Below are 12602 nucleotides of genomic sequence, written 5' to 3'. Positions count from 1 at the left end.
GCCCTGACCCTCTCCCCGGCCGACATGCTGCGCGCGGACGGCTACCTGCTGGGCACCCCGGCCAATCTGGGCTACATGAGCGGTGCCCTCAAGCACTTATCGGTCGGATACCCCGCTATTACCGCGCGCCTACCGTGAGGTGCCTATCCCTATTCAGGTTTCTCGGACGCTCAAATACAGGGTGATTTTTCGTACGAGTTCGGTGAGATTTTTCTTAGTTCCGCCTCGGTGTTTCCGCTGCTAGCGTGCGGTTTCGGTGTGCAAGCACCAACTGCAGCACCAACTGCAGACGACGAGAAGGGATAGACCGATGACGATGACTGGGCCTCGCACTCGGACATACTGGGCCGCCTACTACTACGCGATGTTGAAGGCCGGGAACAACGGGAAGCTGACCGAGTTCGGCGAGTGGTATCGGGACCACGGAGCGGGCCGGATGAGTCTCCGGGAGGCCTGGCAGCGGGCACCTGACTGGATGACCGCACCCGGCTCCCGGTAGACATGTCCGAGTGGCCAGGCTCCTGATCGTTCACCACACCCCGTCGCCACACTGCCAGGAGATGTTCGAGGCGGTCGTGGCCGGGGCGACCGCCCCCGACATCGAGGGCGTCGAGGTGGTGCGCCGACCGGCGCTGACGGTGTCGCCGGTCGAGATGCTGCAAGCCGACGGCTACCTGTTGGGCTCGCCGGTCAACCTCGGTTACGTCAGTGGGGCTTTGAAGCTGGCGTTCGACCAGTCCTACTACCAGTTGCTGGACTCGACCCGTGGCCGACCGTTCGGGCTGTGGCTCCACGGCAACGAGGGCACCGAAGGGGCCGAGCGCGCCATCGACGGGATCACCGCTGGGCTCGGTTGGGTCAAGGCGACCGATCACGTCGTCGTCTCTGGTAAGCCCACTAAGGCCGACGCTGAGGCGTGCTGGAACCTGGGGGCCACCGTGGCGGCGACGTTGATGGCGTAGGGATTCAAGCCGTGAGCCGGTTATGTGGCGGAGTTCGGCCGCGCGGCCAACCATCTGAGACGAAGTAGTAGCACGGTTGAATGCTTCACTCGTCCTTGACGAGGCGCAGAACAGGGCGCTGGTCCTCCTCTCCTAGGAGGTCACGCAGCTGCCCAGGGCTGATCTTTAGGACATCCGCGAGAACGGGTACGCCTGCGCCGTGCTGACCAGCGAGCTCAACGCCTTTTCGCAGAAGCGTTGCTACCTCACCGGGGTACGCGCTGGTGGGGTCCGCCGACGGGTCGTATGTCATGGCCAATCGCTGGTAGGCCCGCCGTGCGGACGAATCGGTGGTGCGGTGCCGCTCCACCATCCGACGGACCAATGACTTTGGCGACACACCCCACGTTCGACCCAGTCGATGCAGGGCCGGTAGATCGAGCCTCTCGGGCAGCACCGCATCCATTGACGCGGCAGGGGTTAGAAATGCCGCAGCGAACTCGTCTGCCTCACGCTCCACCGCCTGGCTCGACTCGCCGGAGTCCCCGTGAAGGAGTAAGTGGCCGACCTCGTGAGCGATCGAAAATCGGTGCCCGAATACGTTTTCGCTGCGGCGGGGCGTTGTGATGATGATAGGACGGTCCACGATCACTACCGAGAAGGCATCGACCGCATCAATCTCGCCTAGGGGACGTACCGCCACCACGATGCCGTGCGACTCCACTTTGGCTACCAAGTGCTTGACTGGCCCATCGGGGATGTTCCAGTGTCTCCGCAGGATCGCAGCGGCTTCCGCAGGTGCGGTGCCGGGCTCAACGTGCGGTAGGTCGGGTACCGGCAGCTTGACGTACCTCTCAAGCGCGAAGGTCAGTTCCCACATCAGTGTTGCCGTCGCGACTGCTCGTTGGCGGTCGCTCGCGCGCGCGGATCTCAAGCTCCGAAAATGGGCATGGACGGTATCCATTCGGGCGAGAGGACGGCCCACCCCGAAGAACCCCGGTCGCACCCTCAGCGCCTTCGCCATTCGATCGATGACATCGGGACGCGGCGAGTTCACACCCGCCTCGTACTGGCCGATTGCAGCAGGCGAAACACCCACTTCTGCGGCGAGGTCCGTCTTGCTTATCGCAAGGCGCACACGGGCCTGGGTCAGCCGCGCCGGGTCGAATCGACCATGCGTTTGACCGGCCTCGGGCCAGTCGAACAAGCTTGGCGGATCATCACTCATCCGTGGTCGGGCGCTCCTGCGGCCGCGGCTCCACCGAGGGACCGTCTGGCGTGCCGCTGTCGAACGAGTCCGTACTTGACGCATCGCGATCGGTGTCGGAGCTGGGCTCCCAGATCGACTCCAGCCCACGAACTTCGACCTTGCCGGTGGTGTCGTCCAGAACGGCGACTCCCCAACTTATCGACTGCAACTGCCACGGCGACGATTCAACCATCACCAGCACCACCGGCATCTTGTCGCCCGCTGCCCGAAGTGTGTGACCGAGTTCGCCGCCCGGAGGATCGTCGTCGTCACCCCGGCCCTCGTCCACCAGGACGGGATCGAACAGCATCGGCTGTGGGGGAGACGCGGAGAAGCCATTCTTGCGCGTCGGACTCGATGCGAAGAAGCTGACCGCATCCGTAGAGCCGGGGACCCGCCACACGTACACCAGGCAGTCGTTCACCACCGGGATCTTGTATCCAGCCGGAGTGAGCTTCTGCGACTGGAAGCCGCGCCCCGTCAGCGCATCGTTGGTGTCGTCCAGCAGGTCGCGCCACTGACTTCCGAAGGCCATCGAATATCGCGTGCCCGCGACTTGATGAGCGTCTGCAAACCGATTATGTCGAGACCGTATGACATTGACGAGCACGTCACGGACTGTTTGTGCGTGCGGGCCGAGAGCGTTGGTGGGCGAATCCGGAACCATGAAGGCGTCTCCTATATCCGCGTCCGGGAGCGTGGATCGAACGGGACGCGACTTTAGTATTGCACACGTATCGCGCACAAGGGCTATATCTGCTATGCAAAAACGCGCAGTGGGAGCCGGGCTGGCGACCGCGCGTGATTATTGAGCGTCCCGGTCAGGCTCGCTACCCGCCGATCCGGCGGGTCATCCACTCCGGCGTCGGGGCTAACCGGCCTTCCCGGGCGCGGCGAGCCACGTCGAGCGGACTGGCGAAGTGCCATTGCTGTCCGATGGCATGCGCTAACACGTCGTAGGCCACCACTGCCGCCGCCACTCGGTCGGGCTGGTGTTGTCCGGCTTCCCAGGTGACGGCCTGCGCCTCGAAATCGGGCAGGTGTCCGGCCATCCTGCACCGGCCCGTTTCCAGCGCGGCCAGCAGGCCGGTGGCCCGGGCCACCGCGTCACCCCTGCCCCGGTCAGTGCCCTTGGGTGGCCAGCCGGTGACTCTGATGGCTCGGTTGAGCCGATACTTGGGCAGCGCCTCGGTGACCAACCTGGTGTAGGTGGTCCTCGCGCTGAACGCCTCAATCGCGACTTCGCTGGCACCGACGTCGCGGGCGAGTTCTACGGCGCGGCGGCTCCACTGATCTGAGGTGTAATGACCTGATACGTCTGCGATCAGCGCGATGGTGCCGTCAGTGCCCAGGCTGGCGGCGACGATGCCGGTTTCGTCGCCTTCGCCGCTGTCGGCGGGGTCCACGCCGACCACCAACTTGAACGCCCCCGGTGGTGCCGCTGGGAGCCGCCAATCGTCCAGCCACTGACGTTTGATCAGCCCGCCTTCGGGCGTGCTGGGCGTACCCAGATACATTGCGGCCCAAGCGCGGGAGCCGACCTCAGACTCAATCTCGCGGAACTGTGCGGCGGTGCGTCCCACGGCGGATGTCATAGCGACGCCGCTGCGCTCACGCATCAGGGCATCCGGCACCCCAGTGGTGCTGATGGCCGGGATGTTCACGCACCGCCACCGGCTGCCGGGTTCGGCCAGCAACGCACCGGCCAGGTCCTCAGGGTGCCAGCGGGTCAGCACGATGATGGCGCTCGCGCCGGGCATCAGCCGGGTCATCAAGCTGGCTTTGAACTCTGCGATCAGTCGCCGTCGGTAGGCATCAGAGTCGGCCTCCTGCGCGCCCTTTACCGGGTCGTCCACGACCAGCACGTTGGCTCCGAAGCCGGTGGTGCTGGAAAGGATTCCGCCCGCGAGCATGCCGCCCCGGTGACCGGCGACTCGCCAGCGGCCCACGGCTTGCTTGTCGGCGGCTAGCTCGATGCCTACGACGCCGGGGTTTTCGGCGATCAGCCGCCGGGCCGCCGCGCTGTGTTCTTCGGCGAGGGCGTCGCCGTAGGACTTGACGATGATTTCGGCGTCGGGGTCGCGGGCCAGCAGCCACACCGGGAATACCTGGGAGGTGAGCACGGACTTGCCGGTGCGCGGTGGCATGGTCACGATCAGCCGCGAGTCCGGTTCCTCCACGGCGCGCACCAGTTCGTCGGACAGCAGTCTGATGGCCGGGGTGACCACGTAGCCGGGTACGAGCCGCCGTGCCAGTTCCGCCGGGGTCGTCGGACACTGCCGCTGGCGCACCAAGGCGATGGCCCGGGCAGCGGCCAGCGCGGCGATGGGATCGGTTGCCATGGCCGGGGTCACGCCGCGAATCCGGCGCTTCGGGCGTCCCACAGGTCGCGCCGGGTCCAGCTGTACAAGCAGCGGTCGCAGACGTAATCACAGATCACCCGCTTGCCCCCGTGCCAGGTGACGGCGTCGGGTTCGGTCATCGAGGCCAGGCGCAGGCGGCGATCTGCTTGATCCCCAGCGGGGTTGCAGCGGGGGCAGTAGTCAGGCAACCAGGAATCGTGAAACGGGCTGTGCGGCGGGTGGTTCTCGGGCATCGGGGTCTCCTCGGTGGTGGTGTCGTTGGTTTCGTTGGGGTTGTCCATCTGGCCGGTCACCGCGCCGCCGAGGTTCGGCACGGGGAACCGTGAACCTAGGCCGGTAGCCGCGCAGGCACAGAACGCACGTTGGATCGCAGCGCGGCCAGCTGGACACTGGTGCGGCCCCCGCCGTCGGTGATACCCAGTGCGGCCAGGACATCGCCCTGGTGCGCTTCGCCGACCCGGTGCAGCTGCTGGGCCACGCGGATCACCCCGGGCCAACACCTGTCGAGCAGCGGGACCGCAGCCATGCCGGTGTGTGTTCCGCCGCTGGCCGTCAGAACCCGCGCGTCCTTTCGCCCACAGCCATCGAGAGCGGCGAACAGCGCCCGCTGGGTAGGGCGGTGGCCCCCGGCGTGAAACTTCGCTTCGCCGTAGGGTCCGGCGTAGGCGATTTCAGCGTCGCGTCCATGAGGCCGGTCGGTGAAGGTGGTCAGCCCTTCCAGGCCGGTGACCCGGCTGCGGGTGACCACGGCGTTGCGTAGCTCCCCGCCCAGCGCCACACCGACGGTGGCATGGGCGGCTTCGTGCACGCACATCGCCATGTGGGCGCGTTCATGCGGATTGATGTCGGCCAATGTCAAAGGCATTGCAGAAGTTGTCCTTTCAGATCGCCAGCTGGTCAACGTCAGGGCGGGGTGCGGTACATAACGCGGAGCCACCCCGCCCCGCCGCCGATCCATCGACCACACGGAAGTTCGGATAGTCGTTGCCGTGCAACAGGTTGCGAGTGATCTTGTCGCGGACGTTGGCCGACCGCGCCTGCCATGCGCGCTCGCTGTCATCGAGGTATCGCTCGATGCAGCCGGTGCAGGTGTACTGCCAGACGGAGCCTTTCCACCGCGCGCACGGCCCACCACAGGACTGACAGCGCGGCCCGGTGTAGCTGTCGCGCTCGCTCGGCACGGTGCTGGACATTCCAGTCATCACCGGTCGGCCTCCGACCAGGCCGCCGCCGTGGCCGCTGCTGCGCCCGTGTCGATCCCGGCCCCCTTGGGAGCCGACGGCAGGGCCTTGCGCTGGTCGATCAGCCCGGCTTCGCGGGCGTTGCCCTCGGGCACCCGATACAGGCGGCGGGGGCCGCGCCGTGTCAGGGTTTCGATGCTGTCGGGGCCGCCGATGGTGAGCAGCGTGGCCAGCGCCTGGCCGCGCAGTGACGGATCCACAAAATCCAACGTGGCGAAGCCGTCATCAACAGTGACGGTGATTCCCTGGGGCATGCCTGGGTCTCCTTAGGGGGTGATTTCGACGGCGGCCACGATGGCCTCATAGCCCACCACTACGGTGCGCTCAGCGACGGCGGCAAAGGCGTTGCGGCGCTCGTCAATCGCGGTGCGGACCTGAACCTGATCACGCCAACCGAACGGCTGACTGGTGGCCACCAGGGTGTCTTCAAGGCCATCGACGTAGCCGCCGCCGAAAATCCAGGTATGCCCCAGCGGGCTGACCCACCGGGTGCCCGACCTGATCACCAGGCCGAACTCTTGGCTGGCCCACTGCGCCCCGGCATGGAAGAACCCCACCGTGTTGGTCAGCGCCATCTGAGCTTCTAGATAGCCCACCGCGAGCTTGAAACTGTCGGCCTGCTGCATCGGACCGGGAAGATCAGCGGCGTCGGCGAGCAGCCGTGCCGTGAACTCACGCTCCACAGCCACCTGCTCCTGCAAGCGCATGATCTGGACCGCCCGCGCCTGAACCTCAGCCCGGCTGGGCGCGGTCAAGTCGCACTCGTCATACGCCCAGACCGTCATCGGACTGAACGGGTCTACACCGGCGGGCCTGGTGCCCTCTTTGCGATCACCGTCAAGCTCCGGCACCGGACACCACGGCGCGCCCCAAACGCCGAAAGCGCCCTCACCGCCGTAGTTTCCGGCGGGCCGAATCTGCACACCGTTGAGATGCCGGCTCGGTTGGTCACCGCCAATTTCGGTCCAGTAGGTGCTGGAATACAAGCCGAACGCCGTCGGATTGACCGGCGGGGCTTCGAAGTCCACCGGCAGCATGTCGCTGTAGGTCTCGACGGGAAAGTCGGGCAGGCCGATAGTCATGGCAATCTCCTAGGTGTGGATGCCGAGCGCGGCCAGCTCGGCAGCGGGGTCGGCATCGGTGGGACCGGTCGTGGTGTTGGTGGCGCGGATCTGGTCATCTCGGTCGAGGCGGCGTTCGAGTGCCAGCGCCGCCCGGTCGATGGTGTCGAGCAGCAGCCGTTCGAGCCGGTCGCTGTAGGCGGCGGCCACCCGCAGCCCGTCGGCGGCTGAAGCCATCTCGGTCAGCGCCGCCGCCCACGACCCGTCGTCGATCATCTGGTCGCTGATCGGAGGCAACACGGGACGTTGCGCGGTGTCTTTTATCAGGTTCAGGGCGTGCCGCCGTTGACCAGGCTCGTTAGCCAGGTGTGCCGTCTTGGCTTGGCCGTCCTGTTCGGCCTGCCAGCCGATCAGGCCGCTGACAAGTTCGTGCACGGCGTCGGCGAAGGCCGCCACCGGTTGCCGGAAACGCAGCGCGACCGGCGGCACCGACGACACCGGAGGCACCGCAGCTCGCACGGCAATGCGGGTGGCCAAAGGTTCCGCGACTTCGGCAATTTCGCGGGAAGGGCTGAAGGAGCGGACGCGCTGGGTGATCAAACGCTGGCGGCGACGCGGACGCCATTGCGCCTGGGTGAAGGTCGGCACGAGTTCCGGCTTCCCGCGCAGTCGCCCGGCGTGCGTTCGGTTGGCCGCAGTGATGGCCGACAGGTAGTCGCTCATCGGGCGACCGCCGGGTGTGCGTGGCGCAGCATGTCGGCCAGCGCCGGGACGTGCGCAGGGTTAAGGTGCTGCCGATCAGCGTCGAGTACCCGCCGCACCCTCCAATACGCCAGGGCGGCCAGGCATTCGGCGACGCGGGGGTCGGCGTTGGTAGCACCCCGGGAACGCAGCGCGGCCAGCTTGCCCGACCACTGCGCCGGGTTGAGCGCGCCGGGATCGGTTGCGTAGTTGCACGGAATCGTGGCGGTCACATACCTATGAGAACATGCGACGGTGCAGCGCAGCTGCCACGCTGTAATAGCGAAATACGTTGTGGGTTGGCAAGATAACCTGTGTCTTGCCCGCCTTAGTCGGGATAGTCGCACCGTCCGACCTGCGAATTGTTTGGCCAGAGAAACGAACACCCGACCCGTCGGTTCGGGCCGGGAGTCGTTGTGCCGTCGGGCGTGTCGGCTGTGTCAGCCGACCAAATGGCAGGCACGCTAGGTGATCATGCTGACGCCTTCAACGCGCGATAGACAGTCGGCACACTGACTTCCAACAGCTCCGCGATCTTAGGCACGGGCTCCCCGCTGACCCGCAGTGCCTCCGCCTGGCGAATCAGGTCGGCGGTGATCTTCGACGGGCGACCGATGGGCTGGCCGCGTGACTTACGCGCAGCCTTGGCTGCTGCCCGACGCTCACGGCCAAGCTCAAGTTCTAGTTCAGCCAGCGAGGCCAGTACCCCGGCGACCATGCGCCCGGTGGCGTTCGACGTGTCGATGCCTTCACGCAGGGACCGGAGGACGATCTTGCGTTGGCTGAGGTCACGGATGGTCAGCATGACCTCAGCGGCGTTGCGGCCCAGGCGGTCGATGCCGACGACCACGATGGTGTCTCCCTCGCGGGCGTAGTCGAGGACGGCGGCCAGGCCGGGCCGCTGCTCTTTGGTGGATGTGCCCGTCAGCTTGTCCGAGTAGACCCGTGCGGGGTTCACCCCGGCAGCGGTGAGCGCGTCGGTCTGAGCGTCGAGGGCCTGGTGGTCAGTGGAAACGCGGGCGTATCCGAGGAGTGCGCCGGTGCCAGCGGGCGTGGTGAGGGTGGCGGTCGTCATGCCCTTAATCTATATCAAAAGTTGGGTTTACAACATTTAGATTTGACAGAACTTTTGATAATAATGACCTGGCTTGATGACTGCATGCATGTGCGGAGATGATGGTCTATCAAAACTAAAGATTTGATAGGGGCGTCTCAGCCGACGAATCCCTGTCGCCCGGCGGCCCATCCCGCCATCGGGTCGTACCCGTCGGCCCGGCGCGGTGGCTTCGGCGCGAGATCGGCGGCAACCGGTTGTTCGGGTTGGGCGGCATCCGTCGGATGGCCGGGCTCAGCGTCGGCGTCGGGGTCCGCGTTCTCGGGGCTCAGCGCCACGCTGAGCAACGAGACCGGTTCTGGCTCAACCTCGTCAGGCCCAGGACCGCTCAGCGGCTCACCGGCCTGCTGGCGGGCCACGGCCAGCCACTCGAAGAGTTCGTCAGCGGGGATGCCGTCGAGAGCCAGCACGCCGCGCGCGATCTGGACTTGCACTTCCCAGCAGGCATCGCCGGGGCCGACGACCGTGCCGACCAGCTCGCGCAGCTCGGCCACGGCCTGATGTTCCAGCGCCGCCGGGGTCAACCTGCCGTCGGCAACGTCACGGGCAATCGTCGCCGCCGCCTTGATCGCGTCCTCGGTGGTGATGGTCATGGCAGTACCTCCGCTTCAATGATGTTGCCGCCGTCGGAGATTGCGGCTTGGGTTTCACGCTGGGCGACCAGCGCCAGCAGCTCGGCCTCCATCCGGTTGATGATGGCCGTCGGGTCGGCGCTGACGTTCACATCGACCTCGGTGCGCTGCGGGGCGTAGACACCGGCCAGCTTGGCGCGCTCGGCGATGGTGGACCGCAGCTCCTTGGAATACCGGAGAGCGGTGTCGTCGTCACCAGCCTTGAGCGCCAGCAGGTACCGGGTGAAGTCGTTGCGCTGGATCAGCTGGAGCGCCTGATCGTGTCGGGCGCGGGCCTGCTCGATGGACTCGGGTGGCGTACGGTCCCGCAGCCTCGCGACCGCCTGTTGTGCCGCCTGGCGGCTCCGGTATCCCAGGGCGTCGGCGACCTCCTGCCAGGTTGCGCCGGTCGCGGCCAGGCGCGCGGCCTGGTTCGCCCGGTGCTGGGAGTCGAGTCGGTTGGTCATGGTCAACATCTTGTCAACGGACCGTGCAGCACGTCCGAGCCAGCGGGGCGCGTTTCCCGGCCCCGCAGCTTCCCGGCAGACCGCCTCGCTGGTCGCCTTGTTGTTCTTCGTCGTTGACCCTTCGGCCCGTATTGGCCCCTCTTCTATAGGGAGGGGCCGATACTCAATAAGGGATGGCCCCCGATCAGCCCCTTCGGCGGGGCCGATAGAAAGCCCAGGTGAGAAGCTATTTCCCACGATTATCGGCCCCTATCGGCCCCGCCCTGGGGGCTGATAGCAAAACGTGTATCGGCCCCTTTTGGCGGGGCCGATAGAAACCGCAGCTCAGAGGGTGTTTTCGGGCTCATTGGCCCATCGGCCCGACATCGCGGGGCCGACGTGGCATCAGGCCGGGCGCGGTGCTCTCATCGGCGTCAGCGTCTGCGTCGTTGCCCATGCACAGCGGGTCGCGCGCCTTCGGGTCCAGCCGGTAGAGCTTGGCCCGATTCTGGTGCCGCCGAGTGACCAGCCCGCGCTTCTCGGCCAGCGCCAGAGCCGCGTCGGTGGTCTCTTTCTTGCCGCCGACGGCTGACCGGATCTGGCTGACGTTCATCTCGTCCGTTCCTTCGGTGGCTTTGTCGGCCAGCGCGTCCAAGACGGCACTGAGGCGCTTCTCGACGTTCTCGGCTTGGTGTGTAGTAGCGCGGTTGCCCCCGGCGTAGGTCAGCCTCCCGGTGGCCTTATCGAAGCTCAGTAGGCCCTCGCGCACCGGGTCGTCGGCGTCGCGCACCTTGTCGGTGGAGAAGTAGCGCGGCTGAAGGGGATGGTCGTCCTCGCGCACGATCTTCCAGTTCGCGTCAGACCACCCGAGGAGGGTCGAATCGCCCCGGGCGCGCTCGTTGGCGTGGCCCATGTGGTGATGCACCAGCACGTCGTCTACGCCCGCCGCCGTGAGCATGTCGGTCAACGGGTACAGCAGCTTGCCCATCTCGCGGTTCTCGTCCAGGCCCATGGCTTCCAGAACGGGCTTGAGGCAGTCGAACACCAGGAAATCGCAACCGAGGTCGGCCAGCCGCCGGGTCCACATATCGCGTAGCCGGTCGTTGCCCAGATCGAACAGCCCGGCCTGGCCGCGCAGGTTCACCACGTCTACTACCGCCGAGGTGTTGGTCACGCCCTGGCGGCGCAGCCACCGCTTGAGCATCCCCGGCGTCATCTCGTTGTCGATGATCACGATGCGTTCGGCGGCCTGATTGACCGCGAACACATCCAGGAACGGCTCGCCGTCGGCCAGCGAGCGCACCAGGTTGCCGCTGAGCGTCGTTTTGCCGCCGCCCGCCGGAGCCGCGCACAACACCTTGGCTCCGCCAGCGGGCCACACGTTGTCGATGCGGAACCGCACAGGATCGTCGTCCTCGACCAACAGCGCGTCCAAGCTGGTGATGGGCGGCAATTCGATCTGGGCGGCGTCCAGATCGTTGAGACGTTTGCGGGCTTCGCGGTCGATCCACAACTGGGACGCACGCGCGAGGATCTTGCGTTCGGTTCCGTCGTCGTTGTTCGGCTGCTCGTCGCCCCCATCGTCTTGCCTGCCATTGGTTGCCTCGCCGCTGTTGAGGAAAGCCAGGTCCACGTCGAACCCCTGCCGGGCGCGGTCGATACCGAGGGCGTCCATTGCTGCTCCTTGGTTGCCGTCGTAATGCAGTAGCGCCACCGCCTGCAACTTGCTAAAGGTGGTTTTGCCGGTCGCCGCGATGTGCCCGGCCCACGGCTCCCCGGGGTTGTCGGTCCAGATGTGCAGTGGCGGATCAACCGAAGTCACCCACTGGCCACAACCCGGCTCATGGGCGGTGGCCGATTTCGGGCTGCCGTGGAGACCAGGAGCGGTCCAGGTGGGGCATCCGCACCCGTCGGCCTTGCCGGTGGGCGTCCACCCAGCGGGCTCCGGCTCCAGAATGGCTGCCCAGGGCACGCCAGCGCCCCATTGCGCCACCGGATCGGTCTCGGAGTCGATGCGGCCCCGGCTGCGTTGCATCCGTTCCCCGTAGCCCTCGCCGTGCCTGGCGATCCGGTCGGCCAGCCAGTCGGGTAGCGGGTACACCGCACCGCTGGCGATGTACGGGCCTTCGGAGCGCACGCTTGGCGGTGACAGTACGTACTTCCCTGCGCCCCACAGAATCGAGTAAGCATCGTCGCCGTCGCCCAGGGGAATCATCGATTCAGGTCGCGCCGGCAATTCCATGCCCTCGGGCACCGTGAAGTAGAAATGCCCGCCGTCGCGATGCGCCAATGTCACGCCGTCAGCGGCTAGTTGGCCGGGGCTGCGCACCGTCGGTGCGGTGCTGGAATCGGCTTCGGCGTCGGTGAGGAACCGCGCCAGCTGCCCGGCGGTGTCGCAGTCCACCACGACCAACCGGCTGCGGCCCAGTGACACCGCGACATTCACCTCCACTTCTGCGCCGAAGATCTCGACGTAGCGATCCAGGTAGTCGTCCAACACTTCTACGTCCGTGCTGGCCAGGTGGACCCCAGCGGGGCTATTGACCTTCTGCCAATTCGGATGTCCCGCACCGCGCGCGGCTTCCTGCGCCGCTTTATCGTCAGCTCTCCGCCGCTGCGGGGTGCGCAAATCGGCGGCCTTCTTGCTGGCCGGGTAGACAAGCAGTGGCGCGCAGCCTAGGGCGGCCAGCGCGTGCAGGTACTCACGCACGCCTTCGTGGTCGTCGGCCTTCGGCGCTTCGGCCAGTAGCGCCGTGATCTTGGCGGCGCGATTGCCGTCCTGCGGGTTAGACTCCACTTCGTACCTTTCGATTGGTGGTGCTTTCGGAGGGGCTG

At 66.5% G+C, this 12602-nt stretch carries 16 protein-coding genes and 2 pseudogenes; 3 read left to right on the top strand and 15 right to left on the bottom strand.

The genetic code is table 11. The features are described 5' to 3' along the window. From AC2VOU_RS14820 to AC2VOU_RS14810, 3 genes and pseudogenes are all read left to right on the top strand, one after another. Positions 1–96: pseudogene (locus AC2VOU_RS14820) on the top strand (flavodoxin family protein); the annotation flags it as partial. Between the two features lie 214 nt (positions 97–310). Further along, entirely contained in the window at positions 311–499 is a 189-nt protein-coding gene (locus tag AC2VOU_RS14815; protein ID WP_486958059.1) for a hypothetical protein, read from the top strand. A gap of 10 nt (positions 500–509) precedes the next feature. Further along, on the top strand, positions 510–962 hold the full coding sequence (locus AC2VOU_RS14810; protein ID WP_486958058.1) for a flavodoxin family protein: 453 nt from the start codon (positions 510–512) through the stop codon (positions 960–962). A gap of 85 nt (positions 963–1047) precedes the next feature. Here AC2VOU_RS14810 and AC2VOU_RS14805 read toward each other — a convergent pair whose 3' ends face one another. The 15 genes and pseudogenes from AC2VOU_RS14805 to AC2VOU_RS14735 form a co-directional block, all read right to left on the bottom strand. Further along, a complete protein-coding gene (locus AC2VOU_RS14805; RefSeq protein ID WP_486958060.1) occupies positions 1048–1875 on the bottom strand; it encodes an ImmA/IrrE family metallo-endopeptidase in 828 nt (275 codons plus the stop codon). Between the two features lie 69 nt (positions 1876–1944). After that, a pseudogene (locus AC2VOU_RS14800) lies at positions 1945–2169 on the bottom strand (helix-turn-helix domain-containing protein); the annotation flags it as partial. Next, positions 2162–2725 (bottom strand): hypothetical protein, encoded by a 564-nt coding sequence (locus tag AC2VOU_RS14795; RefSeq protein ID WP_486958057.1) that lies wholly within the window; start codon positions 2723–2725, stop codon positions 2162–2164. The gene AC2VOU_RS14795 and the pseudogene AC2VOU_RS14800, both read right to left, overlap by 8 nt. A gap of 295 nt (positions 2726–3020) precedes the next feature. Then, positions 3021–4532 (bottom strand): terminase large subunit domain-containing protein, encoded by a 1512-nt coding sequence (locus tag AC2VOU_RS14790; protein ID WP_486958056.1) that lies wholly within the window; start codon positions 4530–4532, stop codon positions 3021–3023. Between the two features lie 8 nt (positions 4533–4540). Next, positions 4541–4867: a hypothetical protein gene (locus AC2VOU_RS14785; protein ID WP_486958055.1), complete on the bottom strand. Its 327-nt coding sequence runs from the start codon at positions 4865–4867 to the stop codon at positions 4541–4543. A 14-nt stretch (positions 4868–4881) separates the two neighbouring features. Further along, the gene (locus AC2VOU_RS14780) at positions 4882–5418 is read right to left on the bottom strand and encodes a hypothetical protein (RefSeq protein ID WP_486958054.1); all 537 of its coding nucleotides are present in this window, start codon (positions 5416–5418) and stop codon (positions 4882–4884) included. Between the two features lie 16 nt (positions 5419–5434). Then, entirely contained in the window at positions 5435–5755 is a 321-nt protein-coding gene (locus AC2VOU_RS14775) for a hypothetical protein (RefSeq protein WP_486958053.1), read from the bottom strand. Beyond that, a complete protein-coding gene (locus AC2VOU_RS14770; RefSeq protein ID WP_486958052.1) occupies positions 5755–6048 on the bottom strand; it encodes a hypothetical protein in 294 nt (97 codons plus the stop codon). The genes AC2VOU_RS14775 and AC2VOU_RS14770 overlap by 1 nt, the downstream gene beginning before the upstream one ends. Before the next feature lie 12 nt (positions 6049–6060). Beyond that, complete coding sequence (locus AC2VOU_RS14765) at positions 6061–6876, bottom strand: hypothetical protein (protein ID WP_486958051.1); 816 nt, start codon at positions 6874–6876, stop codon at positions 6061–6063. Between the two features lie 9 nt (positions 6877–6885). Next, the gene (locus AC2VOU_RS14760) at positions 6886–7578 is read right to left on the bottom strand and encodes a hypothetical protein (RefSeq protein WP_486958050.1); all 693 of its coding nucleotides are present in this window, start codon (positions 7576–7578) and stop codon (positions 6886–6888) included. Next, complete coding sequence (locus AC2VOU_RS14755; RefSeq protein WP_486958049.1) at positions 7575–7829, bottom strand: hypothetical protein; 255 nt, start codon at positions 7827–7829, stop codon at positions 7575–7577. Before AC2VOU_RS14755 ends, AC2VOU_RS14760 begins: the two co-directional genes overlap by 4 nt. 239 nt (positions 7830–8068) lie before the next feature. After that, the gene (locus AC2VOU_RS14750) at positions 8069–8671 is read right to left on the bottom strand and encodes a recombinase family protein (protein WP_486958048.1); all 603 of its coding nucleotides are present in this window, start codon (positions 8669–8671) and stop codon (positions 8069–8071) included. 137 nt (positions 8672–8808) lie between these two features. Further along, a complete protein-coding gene (locus tag AC2VOU_RS14745; RefSeq protein ID WP_486958047.1) occupies positions 8809–9303 on the bottom strand; it encodes a flagellar hook-length control protein in 495 nt (164 codons plus the stop codon). Then, positions 9300–9788, bottom strand: a complete 489-nt coding sequence (locus AC2VOU_RS14740) for a hypothetical protein (RefSeq protein ID WP_486958046.1) — start codon at positions 9786–9788, stop codon at positions 9300–9302. The genes AC2VOU_RS14745 and AC2VOU_RS14740 overlap by 4 nt, the downstream gene beginning before the upstream one ends. A 343-nt stretch (positions 9789–10131) precedes the next feature. After that, a complete protein-coding gene (locus AC2VOU_RS14735; RefSeq protein ID WP_486958045.1) occupies positions 10132–12564 on the bottom strand; it encodes an AAA family ATPase in 2433 nt (810 codons plus the stop codon). Positions 12565–12602 lie beyond the last annotated feature (38 nt).

It is taken from the genome of Mycobacterium sp. TH-M25, from assembly GCF_057473665.1.
Note: the sequence above shows the minus strand (reverse complement) of the source record. Positions and strands in the feature narration are given on the sequence as shown.

Excerpts from the sequence above, each read along its gene's own strand:
- AC2VOU_RS14765 (WP_486958051.1), bottom strand. The coding sequence starts at position 6,876 with ATGACTATCGGCCTGCCCGACTTTCCCGTCGAGACCTACAGCGACATG.
- AC2VOU_RS14775 (WP_486958053.1), bottom strand. The coding sequence starts at position 5,755 with ATGACTGGAATGTCCAGCACCGTGCCGAGCGAGCGCGACAGCTACACC.
- AC2VOU_RS14770 (WP_486958052.1), bottom strand. The coding sequence starts at position 6,048 with ATGCCCCAGGGAATCACCGTCACTGTTGATGACGGCTTCGCCACGTTG.
- AC2VOU_RS14760 (WP_486958050.1), bottom strand. The coding sequence starts at position 7,578 with ATGAGCGACTACCTGTCGGCCATCACTGCGGCCAACCGAACGCACGCC.
- AC2VOU_RS14745 (WP_486958047.1), bottom strand. The coding sequence starts at position 9,303 with ATGACCATCACCACCGAGGACGCGATCAAGGCGGCGGCGACGATTGCC.
- AC2VOU_RS14740 (WP_486958046.1), bottom strand. The coding sequence starts at position 9,788 with ATGACCAACCGACTCGACTCCCAGCACCGGGCGAACCAGGCCGCGCGC.
- AC2VOU_RS14750 (WP_486958048.1), bottom strand. The coding sequence starts at position 8,671 with ATGACGACCGCCACCCTCACCACGCCCGCTGGCACCGGCGCACTCCTC.
- AC2VOU_RS14815 (WP_486958059.1), top strand. The coding sequence starts at position 311 with ATGACGATGACTGGGCCTCGCACTCGGACATACTGGGCCGCCTACTAC.
- AC2VOU_RS14790 (WP_486958056.1), bottom strand. The coding sequence starts at position 4,532 with ATGGCAACCGATCCCATCGCCGCGCTGGCCGCTGCCCGGGCCATCGCC.
- AC2VOU_RS14780 (WP_486958054.1), bottom strand. The coding sequence starts at position 5,418 with ATGCCTTTGACATTGGCCGACATCAATCCGCATGAACGCGCCCACATG.
- AC2VOU_RS14795 (WP_486958057.1), bottom strand. The coding sequence starts at position 2,725 with ATGGCCTTCGGAAGTCAGTGGCGCGACCTGCTGGACGACACCAACGAT.